This window comes from Streptomyces sp. CB02980 (assembly GCF_014451325.2).
Taxonomy (GTDB): domain Bacteria; phylum Actinomycetota; class Actinomycetes; order Streptomycetales; family Streptomycetaceae; genus Streptomyces.
The window spans coordinates 37,913-57,919 of the sequence record NZ_JACSCH020000015.1 but is presented as its reverse complement, the minus strand read 5'-3'; the positions used below and the strand labels follow the sequence as shown (position 1 = coordinate 57,919).

Below are 20,007 nucleotides of genomic sequence, written 5' to 3'. Positions count from 1 at the left end.
CAGGGCGGCTTCCGTACGTCCCCGTACTCGGTCCCGTACCGTGTGCGGGGACGTCCGCGTGAACAGGGGAGGCGACACGACATGGCCGCGAAGGACCGGGACCGGTTCTCCACCGCGACCCGGATCAGACTGCTCGGCGAGCAGACCGCCGCCCGTGTCTACCGCTCCCAGACCCGCCGCCAGGCCCGCCGCTCCCGGCTCACCGGCCGCGCGGCCTTCCTCGCCCTGGTCGTCTGCTCCCTCGTCGTGGCGCTCGCCTACCCGATGCGGAGCTACGTCTCCCAGCAGGGCGAGATCGCCGAGCAGGAGCGCAGGGCCGCCGAGGCCGCCCGCCGGGTCGAGGAACTCAGGGACGAGAAGGCCCGCCTCCAGGACCCGGCCTACGTCCGCCGCCTCGCCCGCGAGCACCTCCACTACGTGCTGCCCGGCGAGACCGGCTTCACCGTGAACGACCCCGACGCGGAGCAACGGCCCCGCGGCGACCAGGGCGCGGCGGACCGCCCCTGGTACGACAACCTCTGGGACGGCGTCGACCACGCCGACCGCCCCTGACCCCTCCTCCGCACCAGACGAGCAAGGCAACCGAAACACACATGGAAACGCCCCCTCCGCAGACCGAACGCACCGAGCCCACCGAGCGGGACATCGCCGCCTTCGAGCTCCAGCTCGGCCGGCCGCCCCGCGGCCTGCGCGCCATCGCGCACCGCTGCCCGTGCGGCAACCCGGACGTCGTCGAGACCGCGCCCCGGCTCCCCGACGGCACGCCGTTCCCGACCACGTACTACCTGACCTGCCCCCGGGCGGCCTCGGCCATCGGGACCCTGGAGGCCAACGGGGTCATGAAGGAGATGCAGGCCCGGCTCGCCACCGACCCGGAGCTCGCCGCCGCCTACCGGGCCGCGCACGAGGACTACATCGCGCGCCGTGACGCCATCGAGGTCCTCAAGGGCTTCCCGAGCGCCGGCGGCATGCCGGACCGGGTGAAGTGCCTGCACGTCCTCGTCGGCCACTCGCTGGCCGCCGGACCGGGTGTGAACCCGTTCGGCGACGAGGCGCTCGCGATGCTGCCGGAGTGGTGGGCGAAGGGCGCCTGCGTCACGCCGTGCGTGGACAAGGACGAGGAGAAGAAGGAGGGGGCGGAGTGACCCGGGTCGCCGGAATCGACTGCGGTACGAACTCCATCCGCCTCCTCGTCGCCGATGTCCACCCCGACACGGGTGACCTGATCGAGCTGGACCGGCGGATGACGATCGTCCGGCTCGGGCAGGGCGTCGACAAGACCGGCCGGCTCGCCCCCGAGGCCCTGGAGCGGACCTTCGCCGCCTGCCGCGCGTACGCCGAGGTCATCAAGGAGCTGGGCGCCGAGAAGGTGCGCTTCGTCGCCACCTCCGCCTCCCGCGACGCCGAGAACCGCGCGGACTTCGTGAACGGGGTCGTGGAGATCCTCGGTGTCGAACCCGAGGTGATCACCGGCGACCAGGAGGCCGCGTTCTCCTTCACCGGCGCCACCGGCGAGCTGCACGGCGACGACCGCCGTCTGGTCGTGGACATCGGCGGCGGCTCGACCGAGTTCGTCGTCGGCAACCGGCACGTCGAGGCGGCCCGCTCCGTCGACATCGGCTGCGTCCGGCTCACCGAGCGGCACGTCCGGCACGACCCGCCGACCGCCGAGGAGGCCGACGCGATCCGCGCCGACGTCCGGGCCGCGCTCGACCTGGCGGCCGAGACCGTCCCGATCGACACCGCCGAGACCCTCGTCGGGCTCGCCGGCTCTGTCACCACGGTCGCCGCCATCGCCCTCGGGCTCCCGGAGTACGACTCCGAGAAGATCCACCACGCCCGGATCTCCGCCGCCCAGGTCGCCGAGGTCACCGACCGGCTGCTCGCCTCCACCCACGCCGAGCGGGCCGCGATCCCCGTCATCCACCCCGGTCGGGTCGACGTGATCATCGCCGGCGCGATCGTCCTGAGGGAGATCGTCGAGCGGGTTGGAGCCCACGAGGTCGTCGTCAGCGAGCACGACATCCTCGATGGGATCGCCCTATCCGTCGCATAGTGGGCACCTATCGACGGCCCCCGGCGACATGTCGTCGGGAAAGTTCGTGAAGTTCTTCACAAGGAAAAGGGCCCTGATGGCGTCCGAGGGGGGTCTTTGGGCCCTTCGGGTGGTGCCTCAGGGCCCTTTCGCAGGTGTGGAGGCCGATTCGCTCGTTGTTTCCATCGCGTGAACGGGCCTCGCGGTTCAGCGTTAACGGAGGCTCTCCGGGCCAGTTCACAAGGGGTGAACAACGTTCGCCCCCGCACTCCGGTTCCTTTGCACCACCATGACATGGATCACGTGGGCGGCGGAGTGTAGCAGAGGTGTCCGAAGACCTTGTGAAGGGGCGCACGAGCACCCCCCTCAGGAGGGGTGGATACTCGATCTCATGAGCACCACGGAGCGTCCCAGGATCCTCGTAGTAGGCGGCGGGTACGTAGGCCTGTACGCAGCTCGGCGCATCCTCAAGAAGATGCGCTACGCGGAGGCGACCGTCACGGTCGTCGACCCGCGGTCGTACATGACCTACCAGCCCTTCCTCCCCGAAGCCGCCGCCGGCAGCATCTCGCCGCGCCACGTCGTCGTCCCGCTGCGACGCGTCGTGCGCGGAGCCGAGGTGCTCACCGGCCGGGTCACCACCATCGACCAGGACCGCAAGGTCGCCACGATCGCGCCGCTCGTCGGCGAGGCGTACGAGCTGCCTTTCGACTACCTCGTCATCGCGATGGGCGCCGTCTCCCGTACCTTCCCGATCCCCGGCCTCGCCGAGCAGGGCATCGGTATGAAGGGCATCGAGGAGGCCATCGGCCTGCGCAACCACGTCCTCGAGCAGCTCGACAAGGCCGACTCGACCACGGACGAGGAGGTCCGCCGCAAGGCGCTGACCTTCGTCTTCGTGGGCGGCGGCTTCGCCGGCGCGGAGACCATCGGCGAGGTCGAGGACCTGGCCCGGGACGCCGCGAAGTACTACCAGAACGTGTCGCGCGAGGACATGCGCTTCGTCCTGGTCGACGCGGCCGACAAGATCCTCCCCGAGGTGGGCCCCAAGCTCGGCCAGTACGGCAAGGAGCACCTGGAGAGCCGCGGGATCGAGATCTACCTCGAGACCTCCATGGACTCCTGCGTCGACGGCCACGTCGTGCTGAAGAACGGCCTCGAGGTCGACTCCAACACGATCGTGTGGACCGCCGGCGTGAAGCCGAACCCGGCGCTCTCCCGCTTCGGTCTGCCGCTCGGCCCCCGCGGCCACGTGGACTGCAACGAGAAGCTCCAGATCAACGGCCTCGACTACGCGTGGGCCGCGGGCGACAACGCCCAGGTCCCGGACATGGTCGGCCGCAAGGCGGGCAACCCGAACGCCTGGTGCCCGCCGAACGCCCAGCACGCCCTGCGCCAGGCCAAGGTCCTCGGTGACAACGTGGTGGCCGGCATGCGCGGCTTCCCGCAGGCCGAGTACAGCCACGCCAACAAGGGCGCCGTCGCCGGCCTCGGCCTGCACAAGGGCGTCGCGATGATCGTCGTCGGCAAGGTGAAGATCAAGCTCAAGGGCCGTCTCGCCTGGTACATGCACCGTGGCTACCACGGCATGGCGATGCCGACCTGGAACCGCAAGATCCGTGTCTTCGCCGACTGGACCCTCGCGATGTTCCTCAAGCGCGAGGTCGTCTCCCTCGGCGCCATGGAGACTCCGCGCGAGGAGTTCTACGAGGCCGCCAAGCCCGCCCCCGCGCCGGCCGCCCCGGCGCAGGAGAAGGCCAAGGCCTCCTGAGCGGTCACCGCCGCACCAGCAGCACAGGCAGTACCAGCAGTACCAGCAGTACACGCAAGGCCGTAAAAGGGCCGTCCGCCATCCGTGGTGCGGACGGCCCTTCGCGTGTTTTGCCGACTGATTGCGCTGTGCCGGGACTGCAAACGCCTACGGACGGTGTTCCCTTGGTGACGAGCATTTCTGGGGCACGAGATCACGGAGGTGTGCACCATGGCCGACGCCGCGTCGCGGCTGACGACTCTCGCCGAGGAGCTGCTGGGCGGACCGCTCCCGGTCCGACTGCGAGCCTGGGACGGCAGTGAAGCCGGTCCAGTGGGCGGCCCCGTCCTGATCGTCCGCGATCGCCGCGCCCTGCGGAGGATGATCTGGAAGCCCGGCGAACTGGGCCTGGCCCGCGCCTGGGTGGCCGGGGAGCTGGACGTCGAGGGAGACCTCTACGAGCTTCTGGACGGGATCTCCGGCCTGCTCTGGGAGCGTGACGAGGACACCAGGGGGCTGCTCGCGTCCGCGCGCGACCCGCGGCTGCGCGCCGCCGCCCGCGCCCTGCTGAAACTGGCCGGCCCGCCGCTGCCGCCGCAGCCGCCGGCCGAGGAGATGCGCGGCCGCAGCGGCGGCCGGCACACCCGGCGCCGTGACAAGCAGGCGATCAGCCACCACTACGACGTGGGCAACGACTTCTACGAGCTGGTGCTCGGCCCGTCGATGGTCTACTCGTGCGCGTACTGGGCCTCCGACGGCCCCGACGCGACCCTGGAGGACGCCCAGCGCGACAAGCTGGACCTGATCGCCCGCAAGCTGAACCTGAAGGAGGGCGACCGGCTCCTCGACGTGGGCTGCGGATGGGGCTCCATGGCCCTCCACGCGGCCCGGGAGTACGGGGCCAGGGTCGTCGGCATCACCCTCTCCCGCGAGCAGGCCGCGTACGCCCGCAAGCGGATCGCCGACGAGGGGCTGACCGACCTGATCGAGATCCGCGTCCAGGACTACCGGGACGTCACGGACGGCCCGTTCGACGCGATCTCCTCGATCGGCATGGCCGAGCACGTCGGCGCCGTCCGGTACCGGGAGTACGCCGACATCCTGTACGGGCTCCTCAAGTCCGGCGGACGGCTCCTCAACCATCAGATCTCGCGGCGCCCCGAGCCCGACGAGGAGGCGTACGAGGTCGACGTCTTCATCGACGCGTACGTCTTCCCCGACGGCGAACTCGCCCCCATGGGCCGCACGCTGAGCACCCTGGAGGACGCCGGCTTCGAGGTCAGGGACGTGGAGGCGATCCGCGAGCACTACGCCCTGACCCTGCGCCGCTGGGTGGCCAACCTGGAGCGCGGGTGGGACCGGGCGGTCCGGCTCACCTCACCGGGCCGGGCGAGGATCTGGCGGCTCTACATGGCGGCATCCGCCGTCTCCTTCGAGCGCAACCGGATCGGTGTGAACCAGTTCCTCGCCGTGAAGACCCCGGTGTCGGGGAAGAGCGGCACGGCGCTGCGGCCGCGGGTCTGGAACGAGAAGGCCTGACGTACGCCGAAGGGCCGACGTACGCCGAAGGGCCGACGTACGCCGAAGGGCCGACGTACGCCGAAGGGCCGGCCTCCCCGGGTGGGGAGACCGGCCCTTTCGTACCGCTGCTTCCGTTACTCGGTCACTCGGCCTTGATGGCGGCGAGCATGTTCAGCCGGGCCGCGCTGCGGGCCGGCCACAGGGAGGCGAGGACGCCGACCAGGGCGGCCAGGACCAGGAAGATCCCGATCCGGTCCCAGGGCAGGACCAGGGAGTAGCCCGGCAGGCTGTTCTTGAAGGTCTCGCCGATCGCCCAGCCGAGGAAGGAGCCGAGGCCGATGCCGACGACCGCGCCGAACACCGAGATGACCACGGCCTCCAGACGGACCATCCGCTTCACCCGGCGCCGGTCGAGACCGATCGCCCGCAGCATGCCGATCTCCTGCTGACGCTCGAAGACGGACATGGCCAGGGTGTTGACGACACCGAGGACCGCGATCACCAGGGCCATCGCGAGCAGACCGTAGACGATGTTCAGGAGCATGTTGATCTGGCCGCCGAAGAGGTCACGGATGTCCTTCTGGTCCATCACCGTGATCGCCGGGTTGTCGCCCATGGCCTTCGACAGGGCCTTCTCGTGGGCGGCGCTCGGACCGCCCTCCGTCGAGACGAAGATCTGCTGGATGCCCGCCTGGTCGTCGTGCGCGCTGACCAGCTTGGTGTCGATCAGGACCGGCGAGACGAACTCGCTGCCCTTGTAGACCGCGCCGACGGTCAGCTTGCCCTTCTGCTTGTCGAGCCACTCGACGGGGACGGTGTCGCCGACCTTCAGGCCGCGCTTGGCGGCGGTCTTGTCGTCGACGGCGATCCTGCCCTGGCCGAGGGAGGCCATCGAGCCGTTCACGACGTCGAGCTTGAGGACCTTCTCGATGTCGCCGGGGGTGACACCGGAGGCCGAGACGAACGAGCCCTTGAGCTCGAACGCGCCGTTCTGCTGCGGGGAGACCGCGGTGACGCCCGGGGCCTTCTCCAGGGCCGTCAGGGCCTCCTGGCTGAGGCTGGTGCCGCTGGCCATCGAGACCATGTAGTCGGCCTTGATCTGGTCGGTCGTCATCTTGTCCAGGGCCGAGCCGACCGTGGCGCCGAGTACCGAGAGACCGGTGACCAGGGTCAGACCGATGGCGAGCGCGGAGGCGGTGGCGCCGGTGCGGCGCGGGTTGCGGACCGCGTTGAGGCCGGCGAGCTTGCCGGAGACCCCGAAGAGGTTCACGAAGGCCGGGCGGATCACGGCGATCACGGGCCGGGACAGGAACGGGATCAGCACGATCACACCGATGAGGGTGAGGAACGCGCCGCCCGCGATCAGCATGCGACCGTCGTCGCCGCCCTGGCCGGCGCCGAGCACGATGAGCACGGCACCGAGTGCGGTGAACGCCGCGCCGATGGAGTTCCGGACGACGAGCGACTTGGTGCTCGCGGTGGCGTGGACGCTGCTCATGGCGGCGACCGGCGGGATCTTCGCGGCGCGGCGGCCGGGCAGCCAGGCGGCGAACATCGTGATCAGGACGCCGACGAGGAAGGCGGTGAGGACCGGGGTGGTGCCGAGGACGAGGTCACCGGCCGGGATCTTCATGTCGAAGGCGCTCATGGCCGAGCGGAGCGAGACGGCCAGACCGATGCCGAGCACGTAGCCGACGGCAGAGGCGACCAGGCCGACCAGACCGGCCTCGGCGAGGACGGAGCGGGTGATCTGCTTGCGCGAGGCGCCGACGGCGCGCATCAGCGCAAGTTCCTTGGTGCGCTGCGCGACCAGCATGGTGAAGGTGTTGGAGATCAGGAAGATCCCGACGAAGAGCGCGATGCCGGCGAAGCCGAGCAGGACCTGGTTGAGCGCGCCGAGGCCGGACTCGATGTCCTTGGCCTGCTGCGCGGCGAGGTCGGTGCCGGTCTGCGCGGTGGCGGACTTGGGGACGACCGTCAGGACCTGGTCGCGGAGCTTCTCCGCGTCGGCGCCGGGGGTGGCGGTGACGGTCAGGTTCTGGAAGTAGCCGGGCTTCAGGTAGAGCTTCTGGGCGACGGCGGGGGCGAAGACGACCAGGCTGCCGCCGGCGTTGACGGCGCCGTCCTCGGTGGTGAAGACACCGGAGAGCTCGTACTCCTTCACCGGTCCGTTGGTGGCGACGCGGACGGTGTCACCGACCTTGTAGCCGCCCTTGTCGGCGGTGTCCTTGTCGAGCGCGATCTGACCGGCCGAGGCCGGGCCGTTCCCGGAGGTGAAGGCGTACGAGCGGTCCTTGCCGTCCTTGCCCGGGGCGAAGTTGGTGCCCTTGTTGGACCAGCCGACGCCGATCAGCTTGCCGTCCTTGTCGGGAACACCGGCGAAGCCGTCGACGCGGGGGGAGACGGAGGCGACCCCGTCGAGCTTCGCGACCTTGTCGACGACCTGCTGGGAGAGGCCGGGGGTCTTCCGGGCCTCCTCGGCGGACGGGTACATCTCGACGGCGACGGCGACGTCGTCGTAGCTCTTCGCCGACTGGTTGCGGAAGGCGTTGGAGAGGGTGTCGGTGAAGACGAGGGTGCCGGAGACGAAGGCCACGCCGAGCATCACGGCGAGGACGGTCATCAGCAGTCTCGCCTTGTGCGCGAGGACGTTGCGCAGGGCGGTACGGAACATGGGTGTGTCCTGGAGGAAGGGAGGGGCGGCGGGCGGGAGCGCGGGGCGCGGGCCGTACCGGTTCGGGTCCGGTTCCGGCGCTACGGCGTCAGCTCGTACGGCCCTTGGCGTCGAAGGCCTTCATGCGGTCGAGCACGCCGTCCGCCGTCGGGTGCAGCATCTCGTCGACGATCCGGCCGTCGGCGAGGAAGATCACGCGGTCCGCGTAGGAGGCGGCGACCGCGTCGTGGGTGACCATGACGACGGTCTGGCCCAGCTCGCGGACCGAGTTGCGGAGGAAGCCGAGGACCTCGGCGCCCGAGCGGGAGTCCAGGTTTCCGGTCGGCTCGTCACCGAAGATGATCTCGGGGCGGGAGGCGAGGGCGCGGGCCACGGCCACGCGCTGCTGCTGGCCGCCGGAGAGCTCCGTGGGGCGGTGGCTGAGCCGGGCGGAGATTCCGAGCATGTCGATGACCTGCTGGACCCACTGCTTGTCGGGCTTGCGGCCGGCGATGTCCATCGGCAGCGTGATGTTCTCCAGGGCCGTCAGCGTCGGCAGCAGGTTGAAGGCCTGGAAGATGAAGCCGATCTTGTCCCGGCGCAGCTGGGTGAGCTGCTTGTCCTTCAGGGTGGAGAGCTCCGTCTCGCCGATCCGGACCGAGCCGGAGGAGAAGGAGTCGAGGCCGGCGACGCAGTGCATGAGCGTCGACTTGCCGGAGCCGGAGGGGCCCATGATCGCGGTGAACTCGCCCTGGCGGAAGTCCACGGTGACGTGATCGAGCGCGACGACCTGGGTCTCGCCGTGTCCGTAGACCTTCGAGAGATCCGTGGCGCGGGCGGCCACCGCGGTGGCGCGGGACACGGTGGGGGTGGTGGTCACGAGGGACTCCTGTCACTGCGGGGCTTCTGCGGGAACCCCTCCATCGTGTCGAGCGTTCGCGCTCGGATCGTCCGCCCACATGCCCGTTCCCAAGGCAGTCTCGAGTCGGACCGGGGACCCCGATCCTCCTCCTGAGGTATGACGGCGTCCCTGAGAGCCGGGTTCACGCCGACGTGACACACGTGCGACGACTTTTCGTCATTCCAGGGGGTGCGGCTTTGCGCCTGCGACCCCTGTCACAGTTCGGCGAAATAGCCCTCACCTGCACTGACGCACCCTCAGACGTCAATAAAATAAGACAACATCGGGAGGATGTTCCGCTGAACGGGGGAAGCGCCCCGGATAGGCTCATGTGCCAACGCGGAGCTTCGCGACGCCCGGATGGTGGAATGCAGACACGGCGAGCTTAAACCTCGCTGGCCTTCGGGCCGTACCGGTTCGAGTCCGGTTCCGGGCACCACCCGGGCCCCAGGTGTCACACCTGTGGCCCGGCGGAGCCCCTCACTCACCGAGCGAGCCCTCGCGACCCCGCGACGGACCGCGCGAAGATCGAAAACGTACGGGAAAAGATCCTCCCCGAGCACTAGAGAGTTTCTTTTGCCTACGCATTACTCTTGACGCGAGGCCGCGCGCGTGCGGCACGCCATGGAGGAGTGAGATGAGGAGCAGCAACCCGGTCTTCTCGCGACGGGGGTTCAGCCGCGACAACGGCACGGCGGGCTTCAACGGCCAGCAGCCGCAGGCCGGGGGCCCCGTCGTCGGAACCAACCCGTACGCCACCGGCAACCCGTATGCCGAGGGCGCGACGAACCCGTACGCCACCAACCCGTACGCCCCGCAGGACACGCAGCTCGGCGCCCCGCAGCAGGCCCGCGGCAACGTGATGACGATCGACGACGTCGTGAGCCGTACGGCCATGACGCTCGGTACGGTCGTGCTCACCGCCGTCCTGGCCTGGCTGCTCCTGCCGGTCGACCCCGCCAACCTGGGCAAGTCCTACGGCATCGCCATCGGCGCCGCCCTGGTCGCCCTGGTGCTGTCGCTCGTGCAGTCCTTCAAGCGCAAGCCGTCGCCGGCGCTCATCCTGAGCTACGCGGCCTTCGAGGGCGTCTTCCTCGGAGTGATCTCGGCCGCCGTCTCGACGTACATCGCCGACGGCGTGGTCATCCAGGCGGTCCTCGGCACGATGGCGGTCTTCGCCGGCGTCCTGATCGCCTACAAGATGGGCTGGATCCGGGTCAACCGGCGCTTCTACGGCTTCGTGATGGCCGCCGCGATGGGCTTCATGCTCCTCATGGTGACCAACCTGCTGTTCGCCGTCTTCGCCGGCGGTGACGGCCTCGGCTTCCGCAGCGGTGGCCTCGGCATCCTCTTCGGTGTCATCGGCATCATCCTCGGTGCCTGCTTCCTCGCCCTCGACTTCAAGCAGGTCGAGGACGGCGTGACCTACGGCGCGCCGCGCGAGGAGGCCTGGCTGGCCGCCTTCGGTCTCACCATGACCCTGGTGTGGATCTACCTGGAGATGCTGCGTCTGCTGTCGATCCTGCAGGGCGACGACTGACGCGTCCCGACTCGGGGGGAAGGGCCCGTCCGGCTTCGTGCCGGGCGGGCCCTTCCGCGTTCCCGGTCGGGACGGAGGCGGTGCTCTGACCTCCCCCGTCGGACGAGGTGGTGCTCGGACCTCAGAGCAGTCTCCGGGCCGCCCGCCGCAGGTCGTACTCGTGCAGGATCGCCTTCGCGTGGCCGTACGCCAGCTCGTGGGCCCCGCGGAGCCAGCTCACCCGTTCCTCGAATCGGAGGAGGGAGGGGCCCTCCTCGACGGTGCGCATCCAGTCGGCGATCTCACGACCGGTGCGGCCCGGGATGCGGGCCAGCATGTTGCGGTGGGTCTCTTCGGAGAATGTGTGGGACATCGGCGCCTCCGGACGCGTCGTACCGTGTGCTCCTCGTACTCCTGGCACTTCTTCACGTCACCGTGCCCAAGTGTTCGCCCGTTGGCAAGAGGCCAGGGACGGCGCGTAGGGTCGCGGGGTGCGCGATACGAGTGAACTGACCGCCGCCGTCGAACGCTTCGCCGACCGGCTGCGGGCCGCCCCGCAGAGCCGCCTCCAGCGCGGCGCGGCGGCCGAGGGACTTGCCCTCGCCCGCGAGCTCGCGGTGCGCGCCCAGCGCGCCGAGGACCCGGAGCGGGAGCCGAGGACGATGCCGGACGCGGGGGTCTTCACCGTGGCCGACCAGCTGGTCGTCGCCGGGAACGATCTGGCCGAGATCCTGCGAACGGCCCCGGCCGACTCCCGCGAGGGGGAACTGGCAGAGGCCGTGGGACTGGTCCGTGAGGCGGCGGAGCGCTCGGGGCTGTAGCGCCGCCCGGTGCATCAGGGCGAGGCGCTCCCGAGGCCGGCGGTCGGAGGCCGCCGCAGCGCCTCGAAGCCGGTGAGGCCCCCGGGGGCCGAGCGGTGCGAGGGGTACAGGATCAAAGGGACGCGATGACGCGGTCCGCCAGGATGTAGACGTTCTCGTCGTCCGCCTCGCCGTACGAGAAGGTGAGGGCGAAGGCGCCCGAGACGCCCGAGCCGCCGAGCAGCACCGGCGTACGACCGGAGCGCAGGGCCTCCGCGAGGCGCTCCGCGGTCTCGCGGTGCCCGGGGGTCATACAGAGCGTCGTGCCGTCCGCGAAGACGTACACGTCGAGCGTGCCGAGCGGACCCGGACGCACGTCGGTCAGCGCGGTGGCGGTGTCGGCCAGCTCCTCGAGGCGGGCCACGGTCCGCTCGTGGTCGGTGACGACGGGGGTCTGCACCGGCACGAAGTCCGGGTGCGAGGGGTGCCGGCGGCGGGCCGCGGCCAGCTCGGCCGAGTCCTCCGGGTACTCCTCGAAGGCGTCGATCGAGTCGAGCGGGTCCAGGGCGTCGGAGCCGTCGAGCGCGGCCGCCTCCGCCTCCATGGCCTCCAGGGCCATCGCCTCCAGGCCCACGAAGTCCGCCTGGCGCGGGACGAAGAAGGTGCCGTCGTCGACCGGGCCGCCGAGACCGCCCAGCAGGGACGGGGCGTCGGCCGCGTCCCGGGCCTCCTGCGCGGCCCAGAAGGCCCGCGCCTCGGCGAGCTCGCGCTCGCGCTCCTCGGCCAGCGCCTCCGCGACCGCGGCCCGTATCTCGGCGGCGGGCGTGGCGGTGCGGGCCGCGGGGACCGTGACGCCATGGCCGGCCGCCAGCTCGCTCCGCAGGGCGGTGACCTGCTTGCGGAGACCGTGGACTGCGTGCAGGGCGGCGGCGCCCACGGCCGTGGCAGCGGCCGTGGTCAGCAGCAGGGCAAGAGGCATGGCGCTCACTGACGTACTCCCGATTCCGAGTCGATCCCCCGACTTCCTACATCAGCTTGTCCTGGGGTGGGGCTCGCTGTCAGTGCATTACGTCACGAATTGGACAGGTATTTCTACCAGGTGTTTAGTCCCGAAACGGCTCTGACCTGGGAAAACGAACTCCCCCGGGATGTAGGTCACATCCTGGGGGAGATTCGGTCACGGCTCGGACGCGAAGCGGTTGGAGGCCTCGGTACGAGGAGACGCGCACCGGCGCACTCCCCGCCCTACGACAGGCGCCCGGTCCGGGCCTCGGCCCTACGACAGGCGCTCGCTTCTTTGGTCGCGCTGAGCTTCGCCTCCGCTGCGGGCAGGTGCCGCCTTCGTTCCTCAGGCGACCCCTACCCTCCGCTGCGGCTCAGCTCAGCCGCTCGATCACCATGGCCATGCCCTGGCCGCCGCCGACGCACATGGTCTCCAGGCCGAACTGCTTGTCGTGGAACTGGAGGCTGTTGATCAGCGTGCCGGTGATCCGGGCGCCGGTCATGCCGAAGGGGTGGCCGACGGCGATGGCGCCACCGTTGACGTTCACCTTGTCCAGGTCCAGGCCCAGGTCCTGGTAGGACGGGATCACCTGGGCCGCGAAGGCCTCGTTGAGCTCGGCCAGGTCGATGTCGCCGATGGTCAGGCCGGCGCGCTTGAGGGCCTGCTTCGACGCCTCGACCGGGCCGAGGCCCATGATCTCGGGGGAGAGGCCGGAGACGCCGGTGGAGACGATGCGGGCGAGCGGGGTCAGGCCGAGCTCGCGGGCCTTCGTGTCCGACATGATGACGAGCGCGGCGGCGCCGTCGTTCAGCGGGCAGCAGTTGGCGGCGGTGACCAGGCCGTCGGGGCGGAAGACCGGCTTGAGGCCCTGCACGCCCTCCAGGGTGACGCCGGCGCGCGGGCCGTCGTCCGTGGAGACGACGGTGCCGTCCGGCAGCGTCACCGGGGTGATCTCGCGCTCCCAGAAGCCGTTCTTGATGGCCTGCTCGGCGAGGTTCTGCGACCGTACGCCGAACTCGTCCATCTCCTGGCGGCTGATGCCCTTCAGGCGGGCCAGGTTCTCGGCGGTCTGGCCCATCGCGATGTACGCGTCCGGGACGATGCCGTCCTCGCGCGGGTCGTGCCAGGTGGAGCCCTCGGAGGCGGCGACCTCGACGGTGCGGGCCTCGGCCTCGGCGAAGAACGGGTTGTGGGTGTCGGGCAGCGAGTCCGAGTTGCCGCGGACGAAGCTGGACACCATCTCGACACCGGCCGAGATGAAGACGTCGCCCTCGCCCGCCTTGATCGCGTGCAGCGCCATGCGGGAGGTCTGCAGCGAGGAGGAGCAGTAGCGGGTGATCGTGCAGCCCGGCAGGTGGTCCATGCCCATCCGCACGGACACGATCCGGCCCAGGTTGTTGCCCTGCTCGCCGCCGGGCAGACCGCAGCCCAGCATCAGGTCGTCGATGTCGCGCGGGTCCAGCTCCGGCACCTTCGCCAGGGCGGCCTGGACGATGGTCGCGGTGAGGTCGTCCGCCCGCAGGTCCTTGAGGGAGCCCTTGAAGGCCCGGCCGATGGGCGAGCGGGCGGTCGAGACGATCACGGCTTCGGGCATCACGGCTCCATGAGGGTGCGGAGTGAGCGGACTGAAAGGGAAGTTACCCGTACGTACCGCATGGGGTCACCGGCCTGGGCATGTGATGCGGACCTCTTTTCTAAGCGAGCGCTCAGTTGGTGGAGGCCGGTGTCTCCGTGGCCCCTTCCCCCTGAGCCTCCGGCGACGCGTCCGCCGCGACCGGCAGACGCCGCCGGCGGCGGTGCTTCAGGAGGGCCCAGGGGGCGCGGGCGCCCGTGACCTCCGTGCCCGCCTCCTTCGCCGCCTCCGCCGCCGCCTTCGCGACCGGCAGCATGTTCTCCCGCCGCGCCGGTTCCAGGCGGTCCGTCTCCGGCCACACCCCCAGCACCGCGCACATCGTCGGCAGCACGGCCATCGCCGCCGTCGCGTACCCCTCCGCCGAGGGGTGGAAGTTGTCCACCCCGAACATCTCGCGAGGGTTCGCCGCGAACTCGGGCCCGAGCAGGTCGCCCAGCGACACCGTCCGCCCGCCCTGCTCGATCACCACGATCGTCTGCGCCGCCGCCAGCTGGCGGGAGGCCCGCCGGGCCAGCCAGCGCAGCGGCTGGTAGACCGGCTCGATCGTGCCGAGGTCCGGGCAGGTCCCGACCACCACCTCCGCCCCGGCCGTCCGCAGCCGCCGGACCGCCGACGCCAGGAGCCGTACCGACTCCGTCGGCGGCATCCGGTGCGTCACGTCGTTCGCGCCGATCATGATCACGCAGACGTCCGGCGGCCCGAGCGGCTGGGCCAGCAGCAGCGACACCTGGCGCTCCAGGTCGTCCGAGCGGGCGCCGGAGAGCGCCACGTTCCGCAGCACCACCGGCCGCTCGGCCACCGCCGCGAGCCCCGAGGCGAGCAGCGCGCCCGGCGTCTGGCCCGAGCGGCGCACCCCCTGACCCGCCGCCGTGGAATCACCCAGAAGGGCCAGCCGCAGCGGGTCGGCCGTGCCGAACGCGCGGCCGTAGAGGCCGTCCGCCCCCGGCGGCAGGGGGGCCGCGCCGCCGCCCACCGTCCGCTTCGCGATCTGCATCTCGGCCAGCAGGACGCCCACCGCCGCCACACCCAGCAGTCCGATGCTCCCGCCGCCGTACGCCGCACCCGCCGCGATCCGCCGCGCCACCCTCGCCCTCGACATGGGGCCGTCACCTCCTTCAAGCCGTTCAGGGTCTAACTGCCCCGTAACCCGCTCCGACTACGCATACGCTGGCCACACCATTACGGAGACCCCGGAGATTACGGTGCAATTCCACGACTCGATGATCAGCCTCGTCGGCAACACCCCGCTGGTGAAGCTCAACAGCGTCACAGCGGGTATTCAGGCGACCGTTCTGGCCAAGGTCGAGTACTTCAACCCCGGAGGCTCGGTCAAGGACCGGATCGCCCTGCGGATGATCGAGGCGGCCGAGCAGAGCGGTGAGCTCAAGCCCGGCGGAACCATCGTCGAGCCCACGTCCGGCAACACCGGCGTCGGCCTGGCGATCGTGGCGCAGACGAAGGGCTACAAGTGCATCTTCGTCTGCCCCGACAAGGTGTCCCTCGACAAGATCAACGTACTGAGGGCCTACGGCGCCGAGGTCGTCGTCTGCCCCACGGCGGTCGACCCGGAGCACCCGGACTCGTACTACAACGTCTCGGACCGCCTGGTCCGTGAGACGCCCGGTGCCTGGAAGCCCGACCAGTACTCCAACCCGAACAACCCGCGCTCCCACTACGAGACCACCGGTCCCGAGCTCTGGGAGCAGACGGAGGGGAAGATCACCCACTTCGTCGCGGGCGTCGGCACCGGTGGCACGATCTCCGGCACCGGCAACTACCTCAAGGAGGCCAGCGGCGGCTCCGTGCAGGTCATCGGCGCCGACCCGGAGGGCTCGGTCTACTCGGGCGGATCGGGCCGCCCGTACCTGGTCGAGGGCGTCGGTGAGGACTTCTGGCCGACCGCGTACGACCGGAACGTCACGGACCGGATCGTCGCCGTGTCCGACAAGGACTCGTTCCAGATGACCCGCCGCCTCGCCAAGGAGGAGGGCCTCCTCGTCGGCGGTTCCTGCGGCATGGCCGTCGTGGCCGCGCTCGAGGTCGCCAAGGAGCTCGGTCCGGACGACGTCGTCGTCGTCCTGCTGCCGGACTCGGGCCGCGGCTACATGTCGAAGATCTTCAGCGACGAGTGGATGGCCGACTACGGCTTCCTGGAGGACACCTCCACGGCCACCGTCGCCGACGTCCTGCGCCACAAGGAGGGCGGCACCATGCCCTCCCTCGTCCACATGCACCCGGACGAGACCGTCGGCCAGGCCATCGAGGTGCTCCGCGAGTACGGCGTCTCCCAGATGCCCATCGTGAAGCCCGGCGCCGGCCACCCCGACGTGATGGCCGCCGAGGTCGTCGGCTCGGTCGTCGAGCGCGAGCTGCTCGACGCGCTCTTCACCCAGCGCGCCTCCCTGGAGGACCCGCTGGAGCGCCACATGAGCGCGCCGCTGCCGCAGGTCGGCTCCGGCGAGCCGGTCGCCGACCTGATGTCCGTCCTCGGCGAGGCCGCCGACGCGGCGATCGTCCTGGTGGAGGGCAAGCCGACCGGCGTCGTCAGCCGCCAGGACCTGCTGGCCTTCCTGGCCAACGGCGGCGCGAAGTAGTTCCCCGGGCCGGTGCCGTGGGTGCTGCGGGCGCGTTCGCGCAATCGGTACGAGCGCGACACGTTCGCGCAGCACCCGCTTAACACGCGTCCGGCACATTGGTGGTTGTCGGCGTCACGGACTTCCGGAGCGGCTCCCGGACTCCTGACGACGCCGCGGACGCGGAGGCCGGCCCTGACCCGGGCCCGTGTCCTCGCGGGGACCGCCGTCGTCCCGCCCCCCCCGTTTCGGGGGTGCGGCGGTCCCCGCGCCGACTTCTTCCGGCCCGGCCGGGCTTCCCTGCCGGGCTTCCCGGCGGTTTCCCCGCCGGGTCTCCCGCTCGCGGTTTCCCTGCCGGGCTTCCCCTCGCGGTTTCCCTGCCGGGCTTCCCCTCGCGGTTTCCCTGCCGGGCTTCCCCCTCGCGGTTTCCCTGCCGGGCTTCCCCCTCGCGCTTCTCTCCTGAGCACCCGCTGCATATCCTTATGCAGAGCCCTTCGCGGGTGAATAGGTGAGAGAGAGGGGGCGGCGGCATGAGCGACAGCCCGGCCGGTCGGCTGCAGGCGCTCTTCGAGGGGCACCGGCTGACGCCGACACAGCGGCGGATCGCGCACTGCATGGTGCGGCGCGCCGGTGACGTGCCCTTCCTGTCCAGCGTCGAGCTCGCCGAGCTCGCCGGGGTCAGCCAGCCCTCCGTCACCCGCTTCGCCGTCGCCCTCGGGTTCGACGGGTACCCGGCGCTCCGCCGCCATCTGCGCGAGGTCGCGCCCCCCGAGCCCGATACGGCCGAGGGGGAGGACGAGGCGCTCAACGAGTACCAGCAGGCCGTCCTCGCCGAGATCGAGAACCTCAGGCACCTGGCCGGACTCCTCGCCGACCCCGCGCCCGTCGAGCGGGCCGGCCGGCTGCTCGCCCGCTCCCGCCCGCTGCCCGTGCTCGGCCTGCGGGCCGCCTCCTCGCAGGCGCGCGGCTTCGCCTACTTCGCCGCCAAGGTGCACCCGGACGTCCGGCTCCTCGACGAGGCCGGCTCCATGCTCACGGACCGCGTCGACGCCGCCGTACGCGCCGGGGCCACGGCCCTGCTGTGCTTCGCGCTGCCCCGGCACCCGCGGGAGGTCGTCGAGGCCCTGGAGTACGCGCGTGCGGCCGGGCTCACGGTCGTGACCGTCGCCGAGTCGGCGTTCGCGCCCGTCGCCGCCCACAGCGACCTGCTCATCCCGGCCGCCGTCGGCACCGGGCTCGCCTTCGACACCGCGTGTGCGCCGATGATGCTCGGCCGGGTCCTCCTGGAGGCCATGGCCGACGAACTCCCTGACGCGCAGGCGCGCCTGGAGGAGTTCGACACGAAGGCGGCGGCGCGGGGCCTGTTCGTCGAATAGGCCCCCGCGCCCGCGAAGCCGGTCAGACCTCCAGCTCGGCCTCGATCTTCTTCAGCTGGTGGCGGGCCATCGCCAGGTTCGCCCGGTCCTTGGACAGGGCCAGGTAGAGGAAGAGGCCGTTGGTGCCGCGCCCCTTCAGCAGCCGGATCAGGTGGTAGTGGGTCCCGAGGGTGATCAGGATGTCCTCGATCTCGTCGTTGAGCCCCAGCATCTCCATCGCCCGGACCTTGGCCCGGACGACGTCGGTGTTGCCGGCCGCGGCGACGTTGAGGTCGAGCTCCTTGCCGCCGCCGATCGTGCCGAGCGCCATGCCGCTGGTGTAGTCGACGAGGGCAGCGCCGATGGCGCCTTCGATGGAGGCCGCTTCCTTGAGGGAGGTCTCGGTGTTCGCCATGGGTGTCGCACTTCCTTTTCGTGTACGGGTCTTCTGCGTGGTGCTCGTTCTGCGTGGTGCTTCTCGTGGTGCTTGTCGTGGTGCTTCTTCGTGGTGTTTCTTGTGGTGCGGTGCGTCAGTTCAGGTCTCTGCGCTCCAGCGCGCCGTCGACGAGTTCGCCTATCCGGACGCTGGACCTGCGGGCCTCCAGATGGAGCCGCCCGACGTTGATCCGGGGCTCGGCGAGCAGCGTCAGGACGGCCGAGCCGCCCGCCGCGTACGTCGCCACGTAGCCGTTCTCGCCGCGTACCAGCAGCTCCCGGAACCGGCCCTGGCCGGTGCTGTCGGTCAGTCGCTGGCCGACGCCGAGCGCCGCCGCGGTCAGCGCGGCCACGCTCTCCGCCTCGCCGTCCACGGTGTCGTGGGCCAGGACGAGCCCGTCGGCACTGGCCGCGAGCGCTCCGGTCAGCTGGGGCAGCCGGGCCCGCAGCCGTCTGAGCTCGCCGAGGACCTCGGCTTCTGCCGTCATGAGCTGTTTCCTTTCGGCGCGCAGGCGCAGGGCACGCCTCATCACAGGTGTGCCTCCAGGGCGTCACGGAGCCGGCGCAGCAGGGCGATGTCGGGATCGGCCACCGGCAGAGCCGGTAACAGGGCAGGCAAGGGCGGTGGCAGCGGTACGGGGGTGGGGTCGAGCGGCGTCTCGACGAGCCCGGCGGCCGCGAGCCGCCGGACGTCGAGGAGGGTGTGGAAGGCGGGGCGGCCGAGCACCAGGGCGAGCTCCGCCGGGGTCCGCTGTCCGTCCGCGACGGCGAGCAGGGCCCGCTGGCGCGCCCCCACGGTCTGGCCGGGGGCGGCGCGGCGCGGCACGACGGGGGAGGCGTCCACGGCGGCGTACGGCCAGACGGCGTCGAGGAGTTCACGGCGGCGTACCGTCTCGCGCTCGACCGCCTCGGCCGACACCGGCCGCACCGTCCCGAACCAGTGCCCCACCCCGTACCGGAAGCGGGTCGGTCCGCTGGTGGGGGAGAGAGCGAAGAAGGCCGCGTCGAAGACGGCGCCGAGGTGGCAGATCTCCAGCTCGCCGTCGTGGAGCCGGCCGCTGTCGACGAGGAAGCGGCCGACGGCGCGGTGGGCGCCGGCCCGGTCGACGGCCTCGTCCCAGCCCTCGCGGGGCAGCCGTCCGCCGGTGGTGAGGAGGACGTCGACGCCGGGGGCGGCGGGGCTCTCGGCGTGCACGACGCGGCCGTCGACGAGGTAGAGCGTGCCGTGGTCGCGGAGCAGGGCGCCGGTGGCCTTCTCGGCGGCGAGCCGGACCAGCATCGGGGAGACGGGGGTGGCGACGGCGGTCGCTCCGGGCGCGCTCATCCCAGGACCAGCCGTTCGGCGAGGTCGCGGAGGCGTATGCGGGCGAGGGCGAGGTTGCCGGTGTCGCGGTCGAGCCAGAGGTGGAGGAAGACGCTGCTGTCGAAGGACGTCTCGACGAAGCGCAGGACGTGGTAGCCGGCGCGGGTGGTGACGATCAGGTCCTCGACGGGCGGTTCGCCGCCGGGGTCCTCCCCGGCGGCCGCGAACGAGTCGAACTCGGCGGCGGCGCGCGCGAGTTCGGCGGTCTCGGCGGCCGTCGTCTCATGGTCGCCGACCGGTGAGTCACCCGCCGTCCCGAGGGCGAGCCCGCTGGTCCAGTCGACCAGGGAGGCCCCGCGAGCGCCCGGCAGGGCCATGGCCTCCAGAAGGCACTCGTCGATTCCGGGCACGCGGATTCCCCTCCCGATGCGGCGTGCGAACGTGCGGCAGTGACGGTGACGTTACTGAACGCAGCCGCCTCCGGGGGGCGTTCTGGCATTTTCCATCGGAACATGCCAGCACTCGA

The 20,007-nt window shown here is 71.1% G+C and carries 19 protein-coding genes and 1 tRNA gene; 10 read left to right on the top strand and 10 right to left on the bottom strand.

Features of this window, described 5'->3' with window-relative positions; genetic code table 11:
• Window positions 1–81 precede the first annotated feature (81 nt).
• The 5 genes from E0F75_RS28040 to E0F75_RS28020 all read left to right on the top strand — a co-directional run bounded on the left by E0F75_RS28040 (window position 82) and on the right by E0F75_RS28020 (window position 5,324).
• On the top strand, window positions 82–552 hold the full coding sequence (locus E0F75_RS28040; protein ID WP_015034100.1) for a septum formation initiator family protein: 471 nt from the start codon (window positions 82–84) through the stop codon (window positions 550–552).
• 41 nt (window positions 553–593) lie between these two features.
• On the top strand, window positions 594–1,145 hold the full coding sequence (locus E0F75_RS28035) for a DUF501 domain-containing protein (RefSeq protein WP_229313742.1): 552 nt from the start codon (window positions 594–596) through the stop codon (window positions 1,143–1,145).
• Window positions 1,142–2,056 carry a Ppx/GppA phosphatase family protein gene (locus E0F75_RS28030; RefSeq protein ID WP_229313741.1) on the top strand — a complete coding sequence of 305 codons (915 nt, stop codon included), beginning with the start codon at window positions 1,142–1,144 and terminating at the stop codon, window positions 2,054–2,056. Before E0F75_RS28035 ends, E0F75_RS28030 begins: the two co-directional genes overlap by 4 nt.
• A 370-nt stretch (window positions 2,057–2,426) precedes the next feature.
• A complete protein-coding gene (locus E0F75_RS28025; RefSeq protein WP_229313740.1) occupies window positions 2,427–3,806 on the top strand; it encodes an NAD(P)/FAD-dependent oxidoreductase in 1,380 nt (459 codons plus the stop codon).
• A 210-nt stretch (window positions 3,807–4,016) separates the two neighbouring features.
• Window positions 4,017–5,324 carry a cyclopropane-fatty-acyl-phospholipid synthase family protein gene (locus E0F75_RS28020; protein WP_229313739.1) on the top strand — a complete coding sequence of 436 codons (1,308 nt, stop codon included), beginning with the start codon at window positions 4,017–4,019 and terminating at the stop codon, window positions 5,322–5,324.
• A gap of 124 nt (window positions 5,325–5,448) precedes the next feature.
• On the opposite strand, the gene E0F75_RS28015 is transcribed toward E0F75_RS28020, so the two are convergent.
• Entirely contained in the window at window positions 5,449–7,980 is a 2,532-nt protein-coding gene (locus E0F75_RS28015) for an ABC transporter permease (RefSeq protein WP_229313738.1), read from the bottom strand.
• Window positions 7,981–8,068: 88 nt separating this feature from the next.
• A complete protein-coding gene (locus E0F75_RS28010) occupies window positions 8,069–8,839 on the bottom strand; it encodes an ABC transporter ATP-binding protein (RefSeq protein WP_229313737.1) in 771 nt (256 codons plus the stop codon).
• Between the two features lie 375 nt (window positions 8,840–9,214).
• Here E0F75_RS28010 and E0F75_RS28005 point away from each other — a divergent pair.
• Window positions 9,215–9,299: transfer RNA gene (locus E0F75_RS28005), tRNA-Leu, on the top strand.
• A 198-nt stretch (window positions 9,300–9,497) separates the two neighbouring features.
• Window positions 9,498–10,400 (top strand): Bax inhibitor-1/YccA family protein, encoded by a 903-nt coding sequence (locus tag E0F75_RS28000; RefSeq protein ID WP_229313736.1) that lies wholly within the window; start codon window positions 9,498–9,500, stop codon window positions 10,398–10,400.
• 121 nt (window positions 10,401–10,521) lie between these two features.
• Here E0F75_RS28000 and E0F75_RS27995 read toward each other — a convergent pair whose 3' ends face one another.
• The gene (locus E0F75_RS27995) at window positions 10,522–10,752 is read right to left on the bottom strand and encodes a DUF4287 domain-containing protein (RefSeq protein ID WP_030315254.1); all 231 of its coding nucleotides are present in this window, start codon (window positions 10,750–10,752) and stop codon (window positions 10,522–10,524) included.
• A gap of 118 nt (window positions 10,753–10,870) precedes the next feature.
• On the opposite strand from E0F75_RS27995, the gene E0F75_RS27990 reads away from it, so the two are divergent.
• Window positions 10,871–11,200 carry a hypothetical protein gene (locus E0F75_RS27990; RefSeq protein ID WP_229313735.1) on the top strand — a complete coding sequence of 110 codons (330 nt, stop codon included), beginning with the start codon at window positions 10,871–10,873 and terminating at the stop codon, window positions 11,198–11,200.
• A gap of 112 nt (window positions 11,201–11,312) precedes the next feature.
• On the opposite strand, the gene E0F75_RS27985 is transcribed toward E0F75_RS27990, so the two are convergent.
• From E0F75_RS27985 to E0F75_RS27975, 3 genes are all read right to left on the bottom strand, one after another.
• Window positions 11,313–12,158, bottom strand: coding sequence for a hypothetical protein (locus E0F75_RS27985; protein ID WP_229313864.1), 846 nt, complete (start codon window positions 12,156–12,158; stop codon window positions 11,313–11,315).
• Window positions 12,159–12,555: 397 nt separating this feature from the next.
• Entirely contained in the window at window positions 12,556–13,776 is a 1,221-nt protein-coding gene (locus E0F75_RS27980) for an acetyl-CoA C-acetyltransferase (protein ID WP_229313734.1), read from the bottom strand.
• A gap of 112 nt (window positions 13,777–13,888) precedes the next feature.
• Window positions 13,889–14,914 carry an SGNH/GDSL hydrolase family protein gene (locus E0F75_RS27975; protein ID WP_229313733.1) on the bottom strand — a complete coding sequence of 342 codons (1,026 nt, stop codon included), beginning with the start codon at window positions 14,912–14,914 and terminating at the stop codon, window positions 13,889–13,891.
• 103 nt (window positions 14,915–15,017) lie between these two features.
• Here E0F75_RS27975 and E0F75_RS27970 point away from each other — a divergent pair, with 103 nt between their 5' ends.
• Entirely contained in the window at window positions 15,018–16,409 is a 1,392-nt protein-coding gene (locus tag E0F75_RS27970; RefSeq protein WP_229313732.1) for a cystathionine beta-synthase, read from the top strand.
• A 509-nt stretch (window positions 16,410–16,918) separates the two neighbouring features.
• The gene (locus E0F75_RS27965) at window positions 16,919–17,764 is read left to right on the top strand and encodes a MurR/RpiR family transcriptional regulator (RefSeq protein ID WP_229313731.1); all 846 of its coding nucleotides are present in this window, start codon (window positions 16,919–16,921) and stop codon (window positions 17,762–17,764) included.
• Window positions 17,765–17,786: 22 nt separating this feature from the next.
• On the opposite strand, the gene E0F75_RS27960 is transcribed toward E0F75_RS27965, so the two are convergent.
• From E0F75_RS27960 to E0F75_RS27945, 4 genes are all read right to left on the bottom strand, one after another.
• Window positions 17,787–18,158 (bottom strand): hypothetical protein, encoded by a 372-nt coding sequence (locus tag E0F75_RS27960; protein ID WP_229313730.1) that lies wholly within the window; start codon window positions 18,156–18,158, stop codon window positions 17,787–17,789.
• 115 nt (window positions 18,159–18,273) lie between these two features.
• Window positions 18,274–18,666 (bottom strand): roadblock/LC7 domain-containing protein, encoded by a 393-nt coding sequence (locus E0F75_RS27955; protein ID WP_030315243.1) that lies wholly within the window; start codon window positions 18,664–18,666, stop codon window positions 18,274–18,276.
• Window positions 18,667–18,707: 41 nt separating this feature from the next.
• Window positions 18,708–19,502 (bottom strand): transcriptional regulator, encoded by a 795-nt coding sequence (locus tag E0F75_RS27950; protein WP_229313729.1) that lies wholly within the window; start codon window positions 19,500–19,502, stop codon window positions 18,708–18,710.
• Window positions 19,499–19,891: a hypothetical protein gene (locus E0F75_RS27945; protein ID WP_229313728.1), complete on the bottom strand. Its 393-nt coding sequence runs from the start codon at window positions 19,889–19,891 to the stop codon at window positions 19,499–19,501. The genes E0F75_RS27950 and E0F75_RS27945 overlap by 4 nt, the downstream gene beginning before the upstream one ends.
• Window positions 19,892–20,007: the final 116 nt, after the last annotated feature.

What these genes read in the sequence shown, in the direction of transcription:
- E0F75_RS27985 (WP_229313864.1), bottom strand. Translation starts at nt 12,158, where the DNA reads ATGCCTCTTGCCCTGCTGCTGACCACGGCCGCTGCCACGGCCGTGGGC.
- E0F75_RS28015 (WP_229313738.1), bottom strand. Translation starts at nt 7,980, where the DNA reads ATGTTCCGTACCGCCCTGCGCAACGTCCTCGCGCACAAGGCGAGACTG.
- E0F75_RS28000 (WP_229313736.1), top strand. Translation starts at nt 9,498, where the DNA reads ATGAGGAGCAGCAACCCGGTCTTCTCGCGACGGGGGTTCAGCCGCGAC.
- E0F75_RS28035 (WP_229313742.1), top strand. Translation starts at nt 594, where the DNA reads ATGGAAACGCCCCCTCCGCAGACCGAACGCACCGAGCCCACCGAGCGG.
- E0F75_RS27965 (WP_229313731.1), top strand. Translation starts at nt 16,919, where the DNA reads ATGAGCGACAGCCCGGCCGGTCGGCTGCAGGCGCTCTTCGAGGGGCAC.
- E0F75_RS27980 (WP_229313734.1), bottom strand. Translation starts at nt 13,776, where the DNA reads ATGCCCGAAGCCGTGATCGTCTCGACCGCCCGCTCGCCCATCGGCCGG.
- E0F75_RS28020 (WP_229313739.1), top strand. Translation starts at nt 4,017, where the DNA reads ATGGCCGACGCCGCGTCGCGGCTGACGACTCTCGCCGAGGAGCTGCTG.
- E0F75_RS28025 (WP_229313740.1), top strand. Translation starts at nt 2,427, where the DNA reads ATGAGCACCACGGAGCGTCCCAGGATCCTCGTAGTAGGCGGCGGGTAC.
- E0F75_RS27955 (WP_030315243.1), bottom strand. Translation starts at nt 18,666, where the DNA reads ATGACGGCAGAAGCCGAGGTCCTCGGCGAGCTCAGACGGCTGCGGGCC.
- E0F75_RS27950 (WP_229313729.1), bottom strand. Translation starts at nt 19,502, where the DNA reads ATGAGCGCGCCCGGAGCGACCGCCGTCGCCACCCCCGTCTCCCCGATG.
- E0F75_RS27995 (WP_030315254.1), bottom strand. Translation starts at nt 10,752, where the DNA reads ATGTCCCACACATTCTCCGAAGAGACCCACCGCAACATGCTGGCCCGC.
- E0F75_RS27960 (WP_229313730.1), bottom strand. Translation starts at nt 18,158, where the DNA reads ATGGCGAACACCGAGACCTCCCTCAAGGAAGCGGCCTCCATCGAAGGC.
- E0F75_RS27975 (WP_229313733.1), bottom strand. Translation starts at nt 14,914, where the DNA reads ATGTCGAGGGCGAGGGTGGCGCGGCGGATCGCGGCGGGTGCGGCGTAC.
- E0F75_RS28040 (WP_015034100.1), top strand. Translation starts at nt 82, where the DNA reads ATGGCCGCGAAGGACCGGGACCGGTTCTCCACCGCGACCCGGATCAGA.